The sequence below is a fragment of the Klebsiella sp. ZJOU C1 genome, assembly GCF_035620215.1.
Lineage (GTDB): Bacteria > Pseudomonadota > Gammaproteobacteria > Enterobacterales > Enterobacteriaceae > Klebsiella > Klebsiella variicola.
The window spans coordinates 1449846-1470350 of record NZ_CP141644.1; the positions used below are offsets into that span (position 1 = coordinate 1449846).

Here is a 20505-nt window from a genome sequence, read left to right on the forward strand (position 1 = left end):
CGGCGGGGCGGGTAGTCCGGAGGAGGCGCGGTATGCGCCGCCTCCGGCAAAGCCCGCGCCTGGCGGTTTAAGACTGACGACAGTTTGACGTTACGCCAGCCGCGGGTAGGCGCTGGCGATATCGTCACCGGTAAACTGGGCGATCCAGCCTTCCGGGTTATCAAAAATGCGAATGGCGGTGAAGTTCGGTTCTGAACCCATATCAAACCAGTGCGGGGTGTGGGCGGGAACCGAAATCAGATCGTTCTTTTCGCACAGTACCTGGAACACCTCGTCGCCAATATGCAGGCAGAACAGGCCGGCGCCCTCGACAAAAAACCGCACCTCGTCTTCGCCATGGGTGTGCTCGTTGAGGAATTTTTCCCGCAGCGCCTCTTTTTGCGGGTTATCGGCGCGCAGGCTGATGACGTCCCAGCTCTGGTAGCCCTTTTCGGCGACCAGTTTATCAATCGCATGCTGATAGGCGGCAATCACCGTTTCCGGGCTGGGATTTGCGCCGAGGTCGCGGTCGGCCTGCCAGCGCTCGAAGCGGACGCCTTTGGCGTTCAGTTGATCCTGAATCGCTTTGGCGTCGGTGCTGTGCCAGAGCGGTGTTTGCGGATCGGTCACGGAAAAAAGAGTTAATGCGCTCATGCTGGGATCTGCTCCGGATGAATGTCGTCAAAACGCTGAACCTGAGGATGGTGGCTCGCCGGGTCGCGGTCGCCGCGTACCAGTTGGATCGTTCGCAAACCTGCAGCCTCGGCGGCGTCGAGCTCCTGATGGATATCCGACAGGAACAGGATGGTGCCAGGGGCATGGCCCAGGTGTTCAGCAATGTTACGGTAGGACTGCACCTCGCGTTTGGCGCCTACCAGGGTATCGAAATAGCCCGTGAACAGATGAGTAATATCACCTTCATCGCTGTAGCCAAATAACAATTTCTGCGCGGCAACGGAGCCTGAGGAATATACATACAGATCAATGCCCTGCGCTTTCCATTTCTCCAGCGCCGGCAGTACGTCCGGATAGAGATGGCCGGTAAAGTCGCCGTTGAGATAGCCGTCACGCCAGATGATCCCCTGCAGCGCCTTTAGCGCCGTGGATTTACGGTCTTCGTCCATAAAGGCGAAGAGGGTAGTGATAAGGTCGGCGGTGCTGGCGGCCGGGGCGTCTGTCTCGCGGCGCAGGTTGTCGAGAATGGTTTTGACGGGCTCAGCGTACTGCTGAGCGGTCACAAAGCCGGCCAGTCGTTCGCGGGCGTAGGGGAACAGCACGTTATGCACGAAGCGGATATCGCTGGTGGTGCCTTCTATGTCGGTCACGATGGCGCGGATCATGGTTTCTCCAGAGTGGCGTGGCGCGGAATAACATTAGCATTTAGACGTCTAAGCGTCTTGATTGCCAAATATTAACATCGTGTTATAGTGGCTTCAACAACAGCATTACAATCGGTATAAAAAGAATGAGCAATAACCCTTTGATTCCAGAGAGTAAACTTCCTGCGCTCGGCACCACGATTTTTACCCAGATGAGTGCCCTGGCCCAGCAGCATCAGGCCATCAACCTGTCACAGGGCTTTCCCGATTTCGACGGCCCGCGCTATCTTCAGGAGCGTCTGGCCTACCATGTGGCGCAGGGGGCGAATCAGTACGCCCCGATGACCGGCGTGCCGGCGCTGCGCGAGGCGATCGCCGGGAAGACAGCGGAGCTGTATGGTTACCTGCCCGACGTCAATAGCGATATTACGGTCACCGCCGGCGCGACGGAGGCCCTGTACGCGGCGATCACCGCCCTGGTGCGCCGCGGCGACGAGGTGGTCTGTTTCGATCCCAGCTATGACAGCTATGCCCCCGCGGTGGCGCTGGCCGGCGGCGAATTACGCCGTATTGCGCTGCAGCCGCCGCATTTTCGCGTCGACTGGCAGCAGTTTGCTGCGGCGCTGAGCGATAAAACCCGTCTGGTGATCCTCAATACCCCGCACAATCCATCAGCCACCGTCTGGCAGCGTGAAGATTTCGCTGCCCTGTGGCAGGCGATTGCCGAACGCGAGATCTATGTCCTCAGTGATGAGGTCTATGAGCACATCTGCTTTGCCGAGGGCAGCCACGCCAGCGTGCTGGCGCATCCCCAGCTTCGCGAGCGGGCGGTGGCGGTCTCCTCGTTTGGCAAAACGTTTCATATGACCGGCTGGAAGGTCGGCTACTGCGTGGCCCCGGCGGCCATCAGCGCCGAACTGCGCAAGGTGCATCAGTATCTGACCTTCTCGGTGAATACCCCGGCGCAGCTGGCGATCGCCGACATGCTGCGCGAAGCGCCTGAGCACTATCGTGAGCTGCCGGCGTTTTATCGGGAACGCCGCGATCTGTTTATTGAAGCGCTGCGCCCAAGCCGACTGGAACTTCTGCCCTGTGAAGGGACCTATTTCCTGCTGGCGGACTACAGCGCCATTTCCGATCTTGACGACGTCAGCTTCTGCCGCTGGCTGACGACCGAAGTCGGGGTGGCGGCGATCCCGCTCTCCGTCTTCTGCGCCGATCCGTTCCCGCACAAGCTGATCCGCTTATGCTTTGCCAAACAGCCGGCGACTCTGTTGGCTGCGGCGACGCGTTTGTGCCAGCTGTAGTCACTTAATCGTCCACGCCTGGGAGAACTGGCGGCCAGCGAACATCTCCGTGAGGCCGCTAATTTGCTTCAGGCGCAATACCTCATCGGCATCCATCCCCAGCTCTTTGCCGATTTTCTGTGGCGTCCAGCCAAGCTGGGTCAGTTCGCGGACAATCTCTGACATGGCGTGGATTTGGTGGCGCCCGCGCGCCCGGTTATGGCGTATGGTCGCTGCCATCAGCCCGTCACGCGAGGCGGCTTCACTCGTCAGGCAGGTCACTGGCAGATAACCTTTCAGCGTTTTTTTCAGCACCGCTTTGCTGCAGGCCAGCTCATGACGGTGAAAACCGTCGACAATCGTATACGCCTGCGGGCTTTGCTGGATGACGACGACCGGCTGGGTAAAGCCGTCGGCTTCCAGCGACGTTTGCAGCAGGCGTTTTTCCGGTGGCGCCACGTTATTCGGATTGTAGTCGTTGGGGATGACCTGCTCCTGTTTTACCCACAGCACGCAGTCAACGGGCTGGGAGCGGAAGGGACTGCGCTGGTGGAGCACCTGACGAAACGCATTGATTGCCTCGATGCGCGCCTCGTCATCCAGCGTTTGCAGATAAGCGTCCAGCGCCTGCGTCAGTTGTTGTTGCATAATATCCCCCATTGTTGGCGATGTTTTTCCATGCGTTTACGGTAGCGCTGATAGTGGCTGCTTTTGGTCGGGCTAAACGAAAGCTGACGGCACCAGTAGTCGTTATTGAGCAGCACTTTGCAGACCCGCCGCCAGGACGGGATATCTTTGGTGCCAATGTCCGCAGGCTGGGTGTCCGGAATATCTTCCATGCCTTTTTTCTGATACCAACGCAGGTAGACGGCGATTTTGTTGCGGTAGTGCTCGGCAGTGGTTTCCGGCATGCTGTCGAGCAGGAACAGCGCATAGCTTTTCCATGTCAGGTGGTCGGGCTTGTCGATTTTTCGGTGGCCGTAAAATTGATTATCATGCCCGGCATAGACCCCGCCGCTGTGTGCGCCGCTCACCCGCTGACACATTGCGGCCCAGCGCTCAGGCTCCAGCACATGGTAGAGCCACAGTCCCTGGCGCTGCTCCGGACCGAACGGTTCGCAGATGCGCATATAGCGCAGCGGCACCCCGGCCTGATACATCAGATCGTACAGAGGGTTATAAGACTGCCCGCTTTTGGCAAACCAGGTCCAGATGTCGGCCGTTTTCCAGTCATAGAGCGGGTAGATGTACCAGGCGTGGCCGCCCGGCGCCGAGGTGGTCCAGGGTTTATCATCGGCGAAGCGCTGTTTACGCTGCGAAGAGATGGCCATAAAGCGATTCAGTGACTCGTCGGCGCGAATGCCCACCAGCACGGCGGCGGGGCGCCGCTGTGAAAACCACTCGGCGAAGTGGCTGACAAAGGACTCAAAGCTCATCCCCGGTTGATAAAATGAAAAATAGCCCGGGTGGGTAATCGCCCAGGGCGGCGGCTGACGGACCCAGTCGGCCCCGGGCTCCCAGCATTGCCATTGCGGTTTATACTGCGTCAGCGCGTTTTGGGTGGTGAGCGGCAGGGCGACCCAGTAAAAGGTTTCGACAACATCCGCATACAGCGCACGCAGTTTTTCGCAGTGGGCGATGGTGCAGGAGAACTGCGCTTCCCAGTCAATAAACAACACACTGATTTTTTTACCCTGTAACCGCGCCGCCTGGGCGGTTAAATGCAGCATGACGGTGGAGTCTTTTCCACCCGAGAAAGAGACGCAAACGCGTGAAAAATTATCCAGCACCCACTGGATGCGCTGCTCAGTTGCCTGCAGCACCGATTCCGGTAAGGGATATTTAATAAACGACATGACCATTAATCCTTTAATAGTAGAGCTTCCCGTTTGTTCAGTATAAACGATGAGCGCTGCGAAATTAATGGTCGATCTGCATTCAAACAGAGTGTGAAAACAGGTGGGCAGTTACTCACTATTATTAAGTTGTGGGCGTGATATATCTCTGTCATTCATTAGAATGGAGATTAATTCAGATAGAAAATGATTTTGTGTAGATGATTGATGGTAGTTAATGTATATCGTGATCTCTGGAAAAAGTGCCTCTATATCGAGAGCGTGAAGTGGCATGGCCGGGGAAATAAAATCATATAAATAGGAGGGGATGAAGCCAATTAAGTCGGTTTTATTGATCATGTTAAGAATGGTCATAAAAGAGTCGCTGCGAAAGGCAATATTACCCGGATTTAACCATGGCGTGCTGCTTTGCTGGACGCGCTGAATGACAGGATCGTTGGTGATATAGTGGGTGAAAAATTCCTGTGCCAGCGCTTCAATCGACGTGAGTTGATCTCGCCGCGGATGGTCCGCCCGGCAAACCGCCAGCGTCTGCACCGTCTGATAGGGCTGACAGATCGTGGCGCGGTTGGTAATAGGCATTCGGGTGAACACCAGGTCCGCCTGGCGATACGCCAGCAGCTCCTCAGCCGATTCCGTGGTGGTCAGGTTATGGTGCTCAATCTGCAAATTGGCCTGATGACAGAGCTCATTAATCATAAAATGGCTATTCACTGAACAGAACAGCGGAGGGCCATATATCACGATACGTTTACGCAGTTCGGAGCGATTATTGAGATTGATGGTTTTTTCCAGCTGTTCGAGATTTTGTTGCAAATGATAATGAAGATTGACACAGGCGGTAGTGGGCGTCATCCCTTTCCCAACGCGAACAAATAACGGATCGTTTAACTGCTGGCGCAAACGCTGCAACGACTGGCTCACCGCTGACGGGGTGATAAATAACATGGCGGCTGCTTTGCTAATGCTCAAATGTTGATAGATACATTCAAAAATAACCAATAAATTCAAATCGAACTTTTTCAGATCGTAAAGATTTGCCATTAATGCAGTCCTGTGTATTATCAGCGCGGGTGGAAATATTCTTAGTGAGAATGTTGATTGGCTTAATATTTGCGGTGTGAATTTAATTACCGGACTATAACGTTAAGTTCTGCTTAATATATCTTATCGTCGACAGGGGCGCCAGCGGTCGTTGTTATCTGGCGCCATTATGCAATGGGATTATTCTTGTTCGCCCATCATGATCTGCAGTTTTTCTTTATCCGGCAGGCCGACCACCTGCTGCAGCATATTATCCTTATTCATATAGTAAATGGCTGGCGTGACGTTGGCCCCCAGTTCGTCCATCAGTTGCTGATTAACGTTGAGCACTTTCATTTTCTCCGGCGGAATAGCCTGCGGGATCGTCAGGGCCATTTTCCCATTCGATTGCTCATAATCATGCCAGGTCTTCGCCGGATCCTTGGTGGCCAGAATCGCGGCGGCGGTGGCCGGGCTTTCGGGCTTGATCACCCCCACCAGCAGGGTGCGGATCTGCACTTTACCGGCTTCCACCCAGGGGCGGGACTGCTGCCAGAACTGTTTACAGTAGGGGCAGAAGGGATCGGCAAAGACATACAGCACGATGGGGGCGTCCTTATTGCCATCCTGCAGCCAGTGGGCGCTGGCCATCTTCTTCCACATCTCCTGTCCTGCCGGCGTGTAGAGCTCTTTTTGAAACAACTGCTCGCTGAGGTTGTTGCCGTTCTCGTCATACATATAGCCGGAAATGGCATGTTTGCCGTCCGGCGTGAGGTAGATGGCGACCCCCATGTCCTGGTATTTGCCCAGCCAGCCTTTCATTCCCCCTGGCGCCTCAAAGGGTTTTATAATGGTAATGCCCTGTTTTTCAATCGCTTTTACCGGAGCGGGGAGCTCCTCCGCCTGGCTACATAACGGAAAAAGGCTGAGCAAGAGAAGACGCTTTAACATGAATATTCCTTGTAAAATCAGCAGGAAAGGGCAAAACGATTGTCGAACCTATCACAGTCATAGGCAAGATCAGCAGAATGACGGATTGCCCTTTGCTGGCGTGGGTGATGTAATCCTGGATGCTGTTACATTAAGGTAATGTAGAGCGCAACACATAGCCAGTCTGACTGGCGCTGAACCTACCTTCGGGTATTTCAGGTAACGGGGCCGCCTGAAAGGGTGGCCTTTTTACTTTTGTCGCGGCAAATGATGCGAAAAACAGCGATCAGCGCTGAACGCGTCGACAGGTTCACAGAGTTGTCTTGTTCCGGTTGTTAGATAACGCTTATTGATTCGATAATGTAAACGCATTGGTCGGGTCAGGAAAAATTCGTTAACTTAGACCTCAACGAAAACACGGAGGAAGTATAGATGTCCTTAATTAACACCAAAATCAAACCGTTCAAAAACCAGGCATTCAAAAATGGTGAATTCATCGAAGTCACCGAGAAAGACACCGAAGGCCGCTGGAGCGTCTTCTTCTTCTATCCGGCTGACTTCACTTTCGTCTGCCCGACCGAACTGGGCGACGTGGCTGACCATTACGAAGAACTGCAGAAGCTGGGCGTAGACGTTTACTCTGTGTCTACCGATACCCACTTCACCCACAAAGCGTGGCACAGCAGCTCTGAAACCATCGCGAAAATCAAATACGCGATGATCGGCGACCCGACTGGCGCCCTGACCCGTAACTTCGACAACATGCGTGAAGATGAAGGTCTGGCTGACCGTGCCACCTTCGTGGTTGACCCGCAGGGTATCATCCAGGCGATCGAAGTTACCGCTGAAGGTATCGGCCGTGATGCGTCTGACCTGCTGCGTAAAATCAAAGCGGCGCAGTACGTTGCTTCTCACCCAGGCGAAGTCTGCCCGGCTAAATGGAAAGAAGGCGAAGCGACACTGGCTCCGTCTCTGGACCTGGTCGGTAAGATTTAAGTCTGTTTGTGCCCGGCGGCGCTACGCTTGCACGGGCCTACAAGATTGTAGGCCGGGTAAACGGCGTGCCACCCGGCAATCAATGGGCGCTTTCGCGCCCATTTTATTCCAACACCATGATGCAAGCGCATTCAGGCCGCCTGGACGAGGCCGCTTGCATGATGATGTTTTAAGCCCAGGAGATAACAATGCTCGACACCAACATGAAAACCCAGCTCAAGGCCTACCTTGAGAAGCTGACCAAGCCTGTTGAGCTGATTGCCACGCTGGATGACAGCGCTAAATCGGCAGAAATCAAGGAACTGTTGGCTGAAATCGCTGAACTGTCAGACAAAGTCACCTTTAAAGAAGACAACACGCTCGCGGTACGTAAGCCATCATTCCTGATTACTAACCCAGGTTCCGACCAGGGCCCACGCTTTGCAGGCTCTCCGCTGGGCCACGAGTTTACCTCGCTGGTGCTGGCGCTGCTGTGGACCGGCGGTCATCCGTCGAAAGAGGCCCAGTCGCTGCTGGAGCAGATCCGCGATATTGATGGCGATTTCGAGTTCGAGACTTATTATTCACTCTCCTGTCATAACTGCCCGGATGTGGTGCAGGCCCTGAACCTGATGTCGGTGCTCAACCCGCGCATCAAGCACACGGCGATTGACGGTGGGACCTTCCAGAATGAAATTACCGATCGCAACGTCATGGGCGTTCCTGCGGTGTATCTGAATGGTCAGGAGTTTGGTCAGGGGCGAATGACGCTGACGGAAATTGTCGCCAAAGTGGATACCGGTGCGGAAAAACGCGCAGCGGAAGAGCTGAACCAACGTGATGCTTACGATGTGCTGATTGTCGGCTCCGGCCCGTCCGGTGCGGCCGCGGCGGTATATTCTGCGCGTAAAGGTATTCGTACCGGCCTGATGGGCGAGCGCTTCGGCGGTCAGGTGCTGGATACCGTGGATATCGAAAACTATATTTCGGTGCCGAAAACCGAAGGCCAGAAACTGGCCGGCGCGCTGAAAGCGCACGTCAGCGACTATAACGTCGATGTGATCGACTCCCAGAGCGCGACCAAACTGACGCCAGCGGCGACAGAGGGCGGCCTGCATCAGATTGAAACCGCCTCTGGCGCGGTGCTGAAGGCGCGTAGCGTCATCATTGCCACCGGGGCGAAATGGCGCAATATGAACGTACCGGGCGAAGATCAGTATCGCACCAAAGGCGTGACCTACTGCCCGCACTGCGACGGTCCGCTGTTTAAGGGCAAACGCGTAGCGGTAATTGGCGGCGGGAACTCCGGGGTAGAAGCCGCTATCGACCTGGCGGGCGTCGTAGAGCATGTGACCCTGCTGGAGTTTGCTCCAGAGATGAAAGCCGACCAGGTGTTGCAGGATAAAGTCCGCAGCCTGAAGAATGTCGACATCATTCTTAATGCGCAGACCACGGAAGTGAAAGGCGATGGCAGCAAAGTCACCGGCCTGCAATATCGTGACCGGGTGAGCGGTGATGAGCATCATGTCGCGCTGGCGGGGATCTTCGTCCAGATTGGCCTGCTGCCTAACACCACCTGGCTGGAAGGCGCCGTTGAGCGCAACCGCATGGGTGAGATCATCATCGATGCGAAGTGCGAAACCAATGTCAAAGGCGTATTCGCCGCTGGCGACTGCACCACCGTGCCGTACAAGCAGATTATTATCGCGGCAGGGGAAGGGGCAAAAGCGTCGCTGAGCGCCTTCGACTACCTGATCCGCACGAAAACCGCATAACAAGTCAGACAATAGACCTGCATAACAAAGAGGCTACCCTGGGGTAGCCTCTTTTTTTCTATTTCGTCATATTTACCTGACGACCATCACCGGGATATGGGCATGGCGGATCACGCTTGAGGCATTGGATCCGAGCAGGTGGGTACTGATGGACGGGTTGCGCGAGCCAATCACCACGACATCGGCGTTAATTTCGCTGGCCAGCTCGTTGACCATATCGCGCACGCTGCCGAAACGGACATGCAGCTTGATACGTGAGGGGTCAATGCTGAAATGGCTGACCATCGTCTGCAGACGAGTTTCCGCCTCATGCTGCAGGTGTTCTTCAAACCGCCGCAGATCGGCGGTAAAGCGGCTCATGGTGAAGCTCGCAGAGCCGGGTAATACGTGGAGCAGATGGATCACCCCGTCCTGCTGGGCCAGAAACTCCGCATGCCGGACGGCTTTATCGCTCAGCGCCATCTCAAAGACATCAACGGGCATAATGATAGTCTTATACATATGCAATCCTCCTTGTTCATTTGCGTCTATATCAACATATTATATGAGGATATAGTGTCATTCAGGTCGCAAAACTGTCAGTCAGGCAGGTGCAAAGCGTAAAAAAAGGTTAGCGAGGAAGGAACAGCAGAAAGAGGATGTATGGACATCCTCTGAATAAAGCGCGAAACGCCTCAGGCAGCAGGGATTAGCGGTGGAATTCGCCAGCGGCTTCCGGCTGGTACAAGAGCTCCAGCACTTCCAGGTGTGTCGATGCACCGCCCGGCAGCTCCCAGTGAATGGTGCTGCCGACTTTCAGACCCAGCAGCGCGGCGCCCACCGGCGCGAGGACGGAGAGCTGGCTGGCGCTGTCAGTCACCTGAGACGGAAACACCAGCGTCCGCACGCGCTCTTCGCCGCTGGTTAAATCGCGGAATTTTACCTTACTGTTCATGGTGACGACGTCATGCGGCATCGCTTCCGGCGCCAGCATTTGCGCGCGGTCGAGCTCGTCATTCAGGGCATCGGCAACCGGTAAGTTGGCGAAAGCCGGCTGCTCCAGCAGCCTGTCGATACGTTCGGCATCCAGTTCGTTAATGATGATTGCGGGTCTGGTCATTGCATACTCCATGTTATCCAGGAACCTGTCCGTAAAAGAAAACCCTCGCCGAAAAGGGCAAGGGTTAAGGTCCTACCATCATACTGAGAGTTGCCGGTAGTTTGAAGTGATGAAACGCACATTCAGCGTGCAACGCCCCCCGGCGGGCGGCGTTTTCTGCTCAGCACGTCGCTTTGCGCTACTGACCGACCTTGTCCAGGATAAACTGGGTTCCACAGTTGCCCGGATGGGGTTGCGGCAGAAAGGCGGACGTGGCCAGCGGGGCGTTGATGGTGGCGGCGTTGAGGGAGATTTGCATCTCGGTCAGATAGGCCGGATTACCGTTACAGGTTAATTTAAACGCCTTCACGCTTTGCGGACCCCAGGCGCGGGCCACCGCGGCATCGAAGTCGGCGCGGCTGACGGTTTGACCATAATGCTTCGCGAGGAAATCGCCTACCGGGCTATGCTTAATTTCCCCATTCAGGCGCACCATGGTGCCAAAATAGCTATCGGGATCAAAGCCGAAGCAGACGCCATGTTTGGCGTATTCGTAGCGCTCCAGGCAGGAGGTGCCGCCCGAACCCGGCATCACGTTATTGAGCTTATTGGCCATCTCCAGCGACAGCCCGGTTTCCGCCGCCTGGCATTTGCGGTTCGCTTTCACTTCCGGCATGTTGGGCACCGGGCGCGTGGCGCAGCCGTAGCGCATCCAGCGTCGTTCATCCACCCCGCGCGCGGCAATCGACTTTGGCAGCCCGGGCCACAGGCCGTGCACGGTCAGAAAGTCGGCTTTGTTCGCCGTGTCCTGCTGCAGGCGACACTCTTCCGGTTCGCTACGGTTGCGGTCAAGCATGCTCTGACAGAATCCGGTTTGCCAGGAGAGGGCAAGAACGTAGCGGTCAAAATCAGCGTATCGCGTCGCGGTGAGCGGTTCAGCGCCGGCCTGAGTGGCGGTGAGCACAAGGGCAAGCGCGGCGAAATCCTTCCTGAACATGTTTATTCCTGATTGTGGATGGCAAAAGATAACGGGGAGTTATTAAAGCATAAAAAAGGCGCCCGCTGGCGCCTTTTCGCGTGGTTAGACCATTAGTGGACTGCGCTGCCGGGCACCAGAATCTCAGTGGCGATAATCACCACCAGCAGGCCAACCATCACCGGCACGGAGGTACGTTTGACCACTTCGAACGGCGAAATTTTTGCCATCCCGGCAACGGCGACCACCACCCCGGAGACCGGCGATATCGTGCGGCCGAGGTTAGAGGCCTGCAGCATCGGAATCGACAGATAAGCCGGATTGATGCCGGAAGAGTGCGCCAGCTTGGGGATCATCTCAACAAAAGCGTAGAACGGGGCATTACCGGAGCCGGTGGTCATTGCCGCCAGCATGGTCAGGATCACCAGCACCAGCATCAGAATAATACTGGCCGAGCCGAAGGAGGTGGCGATGGAGATCAGCCCATTGATAAAGCCGATGGTGCTTAGCCCCTGGGCGAAGACGCCGGCGGCGACCAGCAGCATCACTACGCCGGCGAAGGCGTCAGCCATCCCGCGGTAGGCGACTTCCAGCCCGCTGAAGACGTTTTTGGTGTTAAACCCGCGCAGGAACTCAAGGATCGCCGCCAGCAGCATGCAGCCGACGAGGATGGTGATAATGTGCAGTTCCGGTCCCCATTTACCATCAAAGATCAGCACGCCGATGATCGGGGTAAACGGCAGAATGGCGTACAGCGCCGGGGCGGTGGTGGTGATGTCGTTGACATCCAGCATTTCGTGGGAAATGTTCTCTTTTTTATCCAGGTAACGCTGCCAGAAGAAATGGGCGATTGCCATGCAGATAATGGCCGCGATGGAGATGGGCAGCGTGGTCTTGAAGGCAAAGTCGATCAGCGGCATTTCTGCGGCTTTAGCCGCCAGTACAACATCGCCAGAGGTAGGCGAGAGGATAATGGCCGCCGGTGAAGCGCAGATGGCTGCCGCCGCCCCGCGACTGATACCGACGTTCACCATCACCGGGAACAGCGTCGCCATCAGCAGCACGCCAAGGCCGGTCGCAGAGGAGACCGCCAGCGACATCAGGCAGGCGACAAAGTAGGCGGCAATCATCAGCAGATAGGGCGAATTAATATAGCGCAGCGGCTTTGATGCTAATTTCACCACCATATCATTGGCGCCAATATGGGTCATGTAGGTGGCGAAGCCGCACAGCATCATAATCATCATACCCAGATCGCCACCGCGGCTCATGAGTAGAATCTTAATGTATTCAATAATATCGGTGGCAGAATAACCGGTGCTGTCGGTATTGCCCGGCAAGACTTTATGCCCCAGCAGGGCGCTGACGATCAATAAGATTAAGCCCCCGACGAACAGCACCCCGGTGGCCGAGTAGCCCTTAATGATATAGCGGGCGACGCCCACAATGACCACAATCCCGATCAGGATCTCAACAAACGTCAGCATTTATTACCCCTAAGCCCAAAGAATATGTAGATAAAAAGCGTCATGCCAAATTTTAATGTGCGAATGTGCCGAAAAAACGGACAAAACTCGCTGATGCAAATCAATAAAGCGATAAGAACTACGCGTCACCCGTCTCGCCTGGATATAATCACCAGATAGATAGTTAAAAGGTTCTGATGGTCACCGGGCAAAAATCAGGAGTTTGCCTTATTTCGTTCAACCTGTATTGAGACTATCTTTGCTATTTTAGGCGGCTTTTAAATGAAAGTGGTAATGGAAAAGTGTTGATGTTACGTCGTTTTTCTCTGTTTTCTCTTGGTTTTTTTGGATGGTTGTTGGTATCCGTAAACGCCAGCGCGTCGTTTTCATCGACCCTCAGCGAAGGTTACCAGACCTTAAGTAATAACGTCGCGCAGACCTGGAATGAGCCGGAGCACTATGACTTGTACGTTCCAGCCATTACCTGGCACGCGCGGTTTGCCTATGATAAGGAAAAGACGGATAAGTATAACGAACGCCCCTGGGGCGCGGGTTTTGGCGTCTCGCGCTGGGATGAGAAGGGAAACTGGCACGGTCTGTACCTGATGGCGTTTAAAGATTCTTTCAATAAATGGGAGCCTATCGGCGGCTACGGCTGGGAGAAAACCTGGCGCCCGCTGACCGACCAGAACTTCCACCTTGGACTCGGCTATACCCTTGGCGTGACGGCGCGCGATAACTGGGACTACATCCCCATTCCGGTGATCTTACCATTGGCGTCAATAGGTTACGGTCCGGCGACTTTCCAGATGACCTATATTCCCGGCACCTACAATAACGGTAACGTTTACTTCGCCTGGGCTCGTATACAGTTTTAATTCGCTAAGTCTTAGCAATAAATGAGATAAGCGGTGTGTCTTGTGGAAAAACAAGGACTAAAGCGTTACCCACTAAAAAAGATAGCGACTTTTATCACTTTTTAGCAAAGTTGCACTGGACAAAAGGTACCACAATTGGTGTACTGATACTCGACACAGCATTAGTGTCGATTTTTCATATAAAGGTAATTTTGATGTCTAAGATTAAAGGTAACGTTAAGTGGTTTAATGAGTCCAAAGGATTCGGTTTCATTACTCCGGAAGATGGCAGCAAAGATGTATTCGTACACTTCTCTGCAATCCAGTCCAACGGTTTCAAAACTCTGGCTGAAGGTCAGCGTGTAGAGTTCGAAATCACTAACGGTGCCAAAGGCCCTTCTGCTGCAAACGTAATGGCTATCTAACCAACACGTCAGTAGAATATAAAAACCCGCTTAACGCGGGTTTTTTTTTGCCTGTTTTTCAGATTGTTAACGGCTGGCGGCCTGCGAGAAAAGCCAGAAGGCGACGGCCGTCATGGCAAACGAACCCAGCAAATTCACCATCACGTTGAGGAGTGCCCAGCTCACCCGCCCCTGCTGCAGGAGAAAGACCACTTCCGCCGAGAAGGTGGAGAAGGTGGTCAACCCGCCGCAGAACCCGGTGGTGATCAGGAGCTTCCACATCGGGTCAATATCCGTCAGACGGTTAAACCACGCCAGCCCGGCACCAATCACAAAGGCGCCTACCAGGTTGGCCGTCAATGTCCCAATCGGGATAGCATGATGCACAGGATTGAGCTTCATGCCGAGCCACCAGCGCAATACGCTGCCGGTGCCACCGCCAATAAAAACGGCGCAAAGAAGTTGAAACACGGTTGTTTCCTGCTATTTGATATAAGAGAACCTCAAGTGTAGCGCGCGACGGGCGCGATTGGCTATTCATAACCTGACCGGAGAAAAACATGCGGGTAGCGGCAGGACAATTTGCCGTCACGCCAGTATGGCGGACGAATGCGCAGACCTGTGTGGCGATGATGCAACAGGCTGCGCGTGAAGGGGCGGCGCTGCTGGTGCTGCCAGAGGCGTTACTGGCGCGAGATGACAACGACCCGGATATGTCAGTGAAATCGGCTCAGCCGCTGGATGGGGCGTTTTTGCAGTTGCTGCTGGCTGAGAGCGGGCGTAACCGTTTGACCACCGTCCTGACGCTGCATGTGCCGTCGGCAGAAGGCCGTGCGACCAATACGCTGGTGGTCTTGCGGGATGGCGAAGTAATAGCCCATTATCACAAACTGCATTTATACGACGCCTTCGCAATGCAGGAGTCGCGGCGGGTGGATCCTGGCCAGCAGATCCCGCCGGTAATTGAAGTGGCGGGGTTACGCGTTGGCCTGATGACCTGCTACGATCTTCGCTTCCCGGAACTGGCCCTATCGCTGGCGCTGAACGGAGCTGAGCTGCTGGTACTGCCCACCGCATGGGTGAGAGGGCCACAGAAAGAGCACCACTGGGCGACGCTGTTGGCGGCGCGCGCGCTCGATACGACCTGCTATATCGTGGCGGCAGGCGAATGCGGGACGCGGAATATTGGTCAGAGCCGCATTGTTGACCCGCTGGGAACGACGCTGGCGGGGGCCGGGAGCGAACCGCAACTGATCTTTGCCGATGTCTCCGCAGAGCACCTTGCGCGGGTTCGCGAGCGTTTGCCGGTACTGCAGAACCGACGATTTGCGCCACCGCAATTATTGTGATGTTTTTTTAAACAGGGCTTGATTCACCTTGTTACAGATTGCTATTGTGTCCGCGCGTCAAATACCCGTATTGTTTATCCTAATAATTCGCTGTGCACGTCAGGACGGACACCCCTGCGCTAACTCCTTCAGGGGGAAGGCTCTGGGCCGAATCACGCAGCCCACGCACAGGTGGATTACAATATGACGGATAAATGCGTGTATGATGGCGTATTCGCAGCTTGTATAGAGAAGAAGGTTAGCTATGGGTGAGATTAGTATTACCAAACTGCTGGTAGTCGCAGCACTGATTATCTTAGTGTTTGGTACCAAGAAATTACGTACGCTGGGCGGCGACCTGGGTTCGGCTATCAAGGGCTTTAAAAAGGCCATGAACGAGGATGACGATAGCGCGAAGAAAGCCACCGTGGAAGAAGAAGCGCCGGCGCAGAAGATCTCTCATAAAGAGTAATTGATCCGATGCGTCCCCCCGGAGGGATGCTGGCGGAACGGCGAAGAGGCCGCGACGAATATCGTTGCGGCCTTTGTCGTTTTTGGCGATGCCGCGCAGAAAAGATGCAACGAACTGTTACGAAAACGCGAAGCAGAGGAAGCAGAGGAAGCGGAGAGGGGCCGCTGCGGCGAAAAGGCGCGCAGCGGCAAAAGCGGCAGTTACTTCACTTCCATTCCTTTAGCCTGCAGGTCGGCATGATAGGAAGAGCGAACGAAGGGACCGCAGGCGGCGTGGGTGAAGCCCATCGCCATCGCTTCCGCTTTCATCTCTTCGAACTCTTCCGGGCTGACGTAGCGCTGTACTGGCAGGTGGTGACGGCTCGGCTGCAGATACTGGCCTAACGTCAGCATGGTGACGCCATGGCGACGCAGGTCGCGCATCACTTCAATGATCTCGTCGTTGGTTTCGCCCAGACCGACCATCAGGCCAGATTTCGTCGGGATCTCCGGATGCGCTTCTTTAAAACGCTCCAGCAGCTTCAGCGACCAGTTGTAATCCGCGCCCGGACGCACCTGACGATAGAGACGAGGTACGTTTTCGAGGTTATGGTTGAAGACATCCGGCGGGGTTACCGTCAGAATATCAAGCGCGCGATCCATGCGGCCGCGGAAATCCGGAACCAGCGTTTCGATCTTAATCGACGGGTTTTTCTCGCGAATGGCGCTGATGCAGTCGGCAAAATGCTGTGCGCCGCCATCACGCAGGTCGTCACGGTCCACTGAAGTGACCACGACGTAGCGCAGACCCATATCAGCGATGGTTTGCGCCAGCTTCTGTGGTTCGTTCGCATCTGGTGCAACCGGGCGCCCGTGCGCGACATCGCAGAACGGGCAGCGACGAGTACAGATCGCGCCGAGGATCATAAAGGTCGCGGTACCGTGGTTGAAGCATTCTGCAAGGTTCGGGCAGGAGGCTTCTTCACACACGGAGTGCAGGCCGTTCTTACGCATCGCTGCTTTGATACCCTGGATACGGGACGAATCTGCCGGAAGTTTGATTTTCATCCATTCCGGTTTTCTGAGCAGAGCTTCACGCTCAGTTGCCACGTTTTTCACCGGGATAAGGGCCATTTTATCGGCGTCGCGGTACTTAACACCGCGTTCCATCACAATGGGTTTACTCATAGCGTGCGTGTTCCAGTTGCGAGTCACGAAGGAAAGCGAATTAATTCAATGAAATGTTGCAATTATCAACTATTTTTGAATCAAGAGCAGGCAGTATACCATTGAAAAGGGGCAGAAAGCAGCCTGCCTGCCTCGCAAATTGTAAAATAGTTGTTGTTTTATCCTTTTCCTTTCCGTGCGCTACGCCTTAAACGCCTGGATTACCGTCTCGATAATTTCTTTCAGCAATGGCTCCTTCCCGCTTTGCTTATTGTAGTGCAGCGCAACATTAATTTTTTCGTCCTGCAGGGAGTGAAAATCCAGGGTTTGCAGTGGCCAGAGCCGGGATACCATGGCGAACAGGCGCTCGGTGGTCAGCCCCAGCATGTCGCTCTCGGCGATCATGGCTGCCTGGGTCAGCAGGTTAAAGGTGCTGAATCCGCAGCGTCGTTCGCCCATCTCTTCCTGCAGGCGGCGGTGAAGGGTGGGGTAGCGCTGGCCTTCCGGAAGCAGTAGCGCAAATTCATACTGAGCGAGATGGGCTTCATCCTGTGGGCCGTGCAGCGCGGGGTGCTCAGCACGGCAGTACATCCGTACCCGATCCTGGTACAGCACATGATGGCTTATCGCCTGGCCGCTGTGCAGATGAGTGTCAATTAACAGATCCACCTGGCGCTGGTCGAGCTGCCGCGCGGCGTCGGTGATGGCGATGTTGTGCAACAGGATTTGCGGAAAGGCCGGTTTTAGCGCACTGGCCACGATGGGTATCAGTAGCGCCCCCATGCCTGGCGTGGTGGCGATAGTGATCACCCGCTGCTGGTGGGGGCTACCAGCGATATCCAGCGCACTGAGGAAAGCCTCCATACCCCGGCTGATGTACTGATGAAGATGGGTAGCATACGCGGTGGGCATCACACCTTGCCCCTTGCGGATAAACAGCGGGTCAGGAAAAAGCGCCCGCAGTTTGTTAATCGACTGGCTAATAGCCGATGGCGTGATATTCAGTATCTTAGCGGCGTTGACGATGCCTTTATGGACGTAAACGGCTTCGAAGATGGTTAACAGGTTGAGGTCAATATTGCGCAGGATGCGAAACATCTGGCGGTCATAACGTTCATCCTGTCGTTCAGGGGATTCTGACGGAGACGTATTCTCTGGCACGCGATGAGTCCGGTTGGGAATGATAGGGCAAGTATAGCGGCCCACCGCCTCCCGTACGTGACAATTGATTGCAAAAATAATGTGTTAATCATTTAGCGCCCCGCTGCCTGCGGGGCGCTGATCTACCGTTTACTGCTGGGGGAGATATTCGTGCGGGGGATGGTTCAGCAGCGCCAGCAGATTGGCGACCAGCCGCGGGGCGACCGTCTCTGGAGTCACCTCTGGCTGCCACTGGCGCATTTGCGTCATCTCCATGCCGGCATAGCCGCAGGGATTGATGCGCAGAAATGGCGCGAGATCCATCGCGATATTGAGCGCCAGACCGTGGAAAGAGCACCCTTTGCGGATCCGCAGTCCCAGTGAGCAGATTTTGCGATCGCCGACGTAGACCCCTGGGGCATCGGCGCGGGGATGCGATTCGATGCCATACTCGGCCAGGGTATTAACGACCGTTTGCTCCAGCAGCGTCACCAGCTCGCGCACACCCAGCTTGCGGCGTTTAAGGTTCAACAGAACATACATTACCTGCTGTCCTGGACCGTGATAGGTCACCTGGCCGCCGCGATCGCTCTGGATCACCGGAATATCGCCGGGCACCAGCACGTGTTCCGCTTTGCCTGCCTGGCCCTGAGTGAAGACCGGGTGATGTTCCACCAGCCAGATCTCGTCGAGGGTGTCTTCATCGCGGGCGTCGGTGAATTCATGCATCGCCTGCGAGATGGGTTCGTATGGTTGCAGGCCAAGCTGCCGGATAAGAATTTTATTGTGCTGCAAAACAACATCTCCGCCGGGAAGAGAGGACTCAAGGCGGGGAGTATATCACAGCAGGGCGGAAGGGGATGAAAGGACCCGGCACGGCGGCCGGGTCGGGGAAAAGGTTACAGCACCATCCGTACGATATCGATATTGCCTAACTCTTCGTACAGCGTTTCCACCTGCTCAATGTGGGTGGCGTTGATGGTGATGGAGACCGAGTGGTAGTTACCTTTGCTGCTCGGTTTTACTGACGGCGAGTAATCACCAGGCGCATGGCGCTGTACCACTTCCACCACCTGATCAACCAGCTCCGGCAACGCCTGTCCCATTACTTTGTAAGTAAAGGGGGTAGGGAATTCCAGCAGTTCGTTAAGTTTGGTTTTCATGTCAGCTCCGGTGTTACGACAAAATAATAACTCCCACCAAGGGCGGGAGTTATCAGGTTACTTGGATAAATAGTATATGGGGATGGAAATCACACTTTCAAGTGTTCGATTTTTAACCAAACCAGTGGTGGAACATTAACTTAATGTAATCAATAATTTTGCCAAAGAAATTCCCTTCCGGGATTTCCTGCAGCACCACCAGCGGGCGCTGATCGATAGTTTTACCATCCAACTGGAAGTTGATGGTGCCGACCACCTGGTTTTTCTGCAGCGGGGCGTGCAGTTCAGTGTTATTCAGCACATAGCTGGCTTTCAGATCTTTCATCCGGCCACGCGGGATGGTCAGGTAGACATCTTTATCCACCCCCAGCGAGGCGCGATCGCTGTCACCGAACCAGGCCGGTTCGGAAGCAAACTCTTTGCCGGCTTTGATCGGGTTGACGGTTTCAAAGAAGCGGAAGCCCCAGGTCAGCAGTTTTTTGCTTTCCGACTCACGACCTTTGAAAGTACGTCCGCCCATCACCGCCGAGATAAGACGCATCTGGCCTTCGGTGGCAGAGGCGACGAGGTTGTAGCCCGCTTTGTCGGTATGACCCGTTTTGATGCCGTCGACGTTCAGGCTGTTATCCCACAGCAGGCCGTTACGGTTCAGCTGGCGGATGCCGTTGAAAGTGAACTCTTTCTCACGATAGATAGAGTACTCGTTCGGCACATCGCGGATCAGCGCCTGGCCAATCAGCGCCATGTCGCGCGCGGAACTGTACTGTCCGTCAGCATCGAGGCCGTGAACGGTCTGGAAATGGGTGTTTTTCAGGCCCAGGGCGTTAACATAGTTGTTCATCAGGCTGACGAAGGCGTCCTGGCTACCGGCAACATAGTCGGCCATGGCCACGCAGGCATCGTTACCCGACTGCAGGTTGATACCCCGGATCAGCTGCGAAACCGGAACCTGCATCCCCGGCTTGAGGAACATCAGAGAAGAGCCTTTGAAAACCGGGTTGCCGGTGGCCCAAGCATCGTTGCCGACAGTGACCAGATCGGACTCTTTGAATTTACCCGCTTTCATCGCCTGACCGATGACATAGCTGGTCATCATTTTGGTCAGACTGGCCGGGTCGCGACGGGAGTCGGCGTTATTTTCCGCCAGCACTTTGCCGGAGTTGTAATCAATAAGCACCCAGGATTCGGCGTCAATCTGCGGGGCGCCTGGGATCATCGTTTTGATATTCAGGTCATCGGCGCGGGCAGCGGAGGAGAGCGCTGCAACGGAGAGCGCCGTGATGAGTAAACGAGCGGTGAAAGAGGTCTTCATGGTCAGAACAACGGCATCCGT

Annotated in this window: 23 protein-coding genes; 7 read left to right on the forward strand and 16 right to left on the reverse strand. The window is 55.1% G+C overall.

Annotation, left to right across the window (positions count from 1 at the left end; all coding sequences use genetic code 11):
- Window positions 1-90 precede the first annotated feature (90 nt).
- Together SPE70_RS06790 and mtnC are read right to left on the reverse strand one after the other, a co-directional pair.
- On the reverse strand, window positions 91-633 hold the full coding sequence (locus tag SPE70_RS06790) for a 1,2-dihydroxy-3-keto-5-methylthiopentene dioxygenase (protein WP_008805615.1): 543 nt from the start codon (window positions 631-633) through the stop codon (window positions 91-93).
- Window positions 630-1319, reverse strand: a complete 690-nt coding sequence (mtnC, locus tag SPE70_RS06795) for an acireductone synthase (RefSeq protein ID WP_008805616.1) — start codon at window positions 1317-1319, stop codon at window positions 630-632. The genes SPE70_RS06790 and mtnC overlap by 4 nt, the downstream gene beginning before the upstream one ends.
- A 140-nt stretch (window positions 1320-1459) precedes the next feature.
- Here mtnC and SPE70_RS06800 point away from each other — a divergent pair, with 140 nt between their 5' ends.
- Window positions 1460-2605: a pyridoxal phosphate-dependent aminotransferase gene (locus tag SPE70_RS06800; RefSeq protein WP_163594379.1), complete on the forward strand. Its 1146-nt coding sequence runs from the start codon at window positions 1460-1462 to the stop codon at window positions 2603-2605.
- On the opposite strand, the gene SPE70_RS06805 is transcribed toward SPE70_RS06800, so the two are convergent.
- The 4 genes from SPE70_RS06805 to dsbG form a co-directional block, all read right to left on the reverse strand.
- Complete coding sequence (locus SPE70_RS06805) at window positions 2606-3232, reverse strand: IbrB-like domain-containing protein (RefSeq protein ID WP_012542464.1); 627 nt, start codon at window positions 3230-3232, stop codon at window positions 2606-2608.
- Complete coding sequence (locus tag SPE70_RS06810; protein WP_012542463.1) at window positions 3217-4440, reverse strand: phosphoadenosine phosphosulfate reductase; 1224 nt, start codon at window positions 4438-4440, stop codon at window positions 3217-3219. Before SPE70_RS06810 ends, SPE70_RS06805 begins: the two co-directional genes overlap by 16 nt.
- Window positions 4441-4551: 111 nt before the next feature.
- Window positions 4552-5484 (reverse strand): DNA-binding transcriptional repressor CitR, encoded by a 933-nt coding sequence (gene citR, locus SPE70_RS06815; protein ID WP_008805620.1) that lies wholly within the window; start codon window positions 5482-5484, stop codon window positions 4552-4554.
- A 180-nt stretch (window positions 5485-5664) separates the two neighbouring features.
- Window positions 5665-6414 (reverse strand): thiol:disulfide interchange protein DsbG, encoded by a 750-nt coding sequence (dsbG, locus tag SPE70_RS06820; protein WP_008805621.1) that lies wholly within the window; start codon window positions 6412-6414, stop codon window positions 5665-5667.
- Window positions 6415-6825: 411 nt separating this feature from the next.
- On the opposite strand from dsbG, the gene ahpC reads away from it, so the two are divergent.
- Window positions 6826-7389: an alkyl hydroperoxide reductase subunit C gene (ahpC, locus tag SPE70_RS06825; RefSeq protein WP_002894394.1), complete on the forward strand. Its 564-nt coding sequence runs from the start codon at window positions 6826-6828 to the stop codon at window positions 7387-7389.
- A gap of 188 nt (window positions 7390-7577) precedes the next feature.
- The gene (gene ahpF / locus SPE70_RS06830; protein ID WP_008805622.1) at window positions 7578-9143 is read left to right on the forward strand and encodes an alkyl hydroperoxide reductase subunit F; all 1566 of its coding nucleotides are present in this window, start codon (window positions 7578-7580) and stop codon (window positions 9141-9143) included.
- A gap of 72 nt (window positions 9144-9215) precedes the next feature.
- Here the strand turns inward: ahpF and uspG are convergent, their stop codons facing one another.
- The 4 genes from uspG to dcuC form a co-directional block, all read right to left on the reverse strand.
- Window positions 9216-9644 carry a universal stress protein UspG gene (gene uspG, locus SPE70_RS06835; RefSeq protein WP_002894401.1) on the reverse strand — a complete coding sequence of 143 codons (429 nt, stop codon included), beginning with the start codon at window positions 9642-9644 and terminating at the stop codon, window positions 9216-9218.
- Window positions 9645-9831: 187 nt separating this feature from the next.
- The gene (gene rnk / locus SPE70_RS06840; protein WP_008805623.1) at window positions 9832-10242 is read right to left on the reverse strand and encodes a nucleoside diphosphate kinase regulator; all 411 of its coding nucleotides are present in this window, start codon (window positions 10240-10242) and stop codon (window positions 9832-9834) included.
- A gap of 178 nt (window positions 10243-10420) precedes the next feature.
- Window positions 10421-11218, reverse strand: coding sequence for a ribonuclease I (gene rna, locus SPE70_RS06845; RefSeq protein ID WP_008805624.1), 798 nt, complete (start codon window positions 11216-11218; stop codon window positions 10421-10423).
- Between the two features lie 92 nt (window positions 11219-11310).
- Window positions 11311-12684 carry an anaerobic C4-dicarboxylate transporter DcuC gene (gene dcuC / locus SPE70_RS06850; protein ID WP_008805625.1) on the reverse strand — a complete coding sequence of 458 codons (1374 nt, stop codon included), beginning with the start codon at window positions 12682-12684 and terminating at the stop codon, window positions 11311-11313.
- Window positions 12685-13019: 335 nt separating this feature from the next.
- On the opposite strand from dcuC, the gene pagP reads away from it, so the two are divergent.
- Window positions 13020-13541, forward strand: a complete 522-nt coding sequence (gene pagP / locus SPE70_RS06855) for a lipid IV(A) palmitoyltransferase PagP (RefSeq protein WP_306047527.1) — start codon at window positions 13020-13022, stop codon at window positions 13539-13541.
- Window positions 13542-13735: 194 nt separating this feature from the next.
- Window positions 13736-13945 (forward strand): transcription antiterminator/RNA stability regulator CspE, encoded by a 210-nt coding sequence (gene cspE / locus SPE70_RS06860; protein ID WP_012542460.1) that lies wholly within the window; start codon window positions 13736-13738, stop codon window positions 13943-13945.
- 66 nt (window positions 13946-14011) lie between these two features.
- Here cspE and crcB read toward each other — a convergent pair whose 3' ends face one another.
- Entirely contained in the window at window positions 14012-14395 is a 384-nt protein-coding gene (crcB, locus tag SPE70_RS06865; protein ID WP_008805628.1) for a fluoride efflux transporter CrcB, read from the reverse strand.
- A gap of 89 nt (window positions 14396-14484) precedes the next feature.
- On the opposite strand from crcB, the gene SPE70_RS06870 reads away from it, so the two are divergent.
- Entirely contained in the window at window positions 14485-15273 is a 789-nt protein-coding gene (locus SPE70_RS06870; RefSeq protein ID WP_042947534.1) for a deaminated glutathione amidase, read from the forward strand.
- 244 nt (window positions 15274-15517) lie between these two features.
- Window positions 15518-15724 carry a twin-arginine translocase subunit TatE gene (gene tatE, locus SPE70_RS06875; protein WP_008805630.1) on the forward strand — a complete coding sequence of 69 codons (207 nt, stop codon included), beginning with the start codon at window positions 15518-15520 and terminating at the stop codon, window positions 15722-15724.
- 200 nt (window positions 15725-15924) lie between these two features.
- On the opposite strand, the gene lipA is transcribed toward tatE, so the two are convergent.
- From lipA to dacA, 5 genes are all read right to left on the reverse strand, one after another.
- The gene (lipA, locus tag SPE70_RS06880; RefSeq protein WP_002894467.1) at window positions 15925-16890 is read right to left on the reverse strand and encodes a lipoyl synthase; all 966 of its coding nucleotides are present in this window, start codon (window positions 16888-16890) and stop codon (window positions 15925-15927) included.
- Window positions 16891-17070: 180 nt separating this feature from the next.
- Window positions 17071-17967, reverse strand: coding sequence for a YbeF family transcriptional regulator (locus SPE70_RS06885; protein WP_008805631.1), 897 nt, complete (start codon window positions 17965-17967; stop codon window positions 17071-17073).
- Window positions 17968-18159: 192 nt separating this feature from the next.
- Window positions 18160-18804, reverse strand: a complete 645-nt coding sequence (gene lipB / locus SPE70_RS06890) for a lipoyl(octanoyl) transferase LipB (protein WP_012542459.1) — start codon at window positions 18802-18804, stop codon at window positions 18160-18162.
- Window positions 18805-18908: 104 nt separating this feature from the next.
- Window positions 18909-19172 carry a DUF493 family protein YbeD gene (gene ybeD / locus SPE70_RS06895; RefSeq protein WP_002894474.1) on the reverse strand — a complete coding sequence of 88 codons (264 nt, stop codon included), beginning with the start codon at window positions 19170-19172 and terminating at the stop codon, window positions 18909-18911.
- 112 nt (window positions 19173-19284) lie between these two features.
- Window positions 19285-20484 carry a D-alanyl-D-alanine carboxypeptidase DacA gene (gene dacA / locus SPE70_RS06900; protein WP_008805633.1) on the reverse strand — a complete coding sequence of 400 codons (1200 nt, stop codon included), beginning with the start codon at window positions 20482-20484 and terminating at the stop codon, window positions 19285-19287.
- Window positions 20485-20505: the final 21 nt, after the last annotated feature.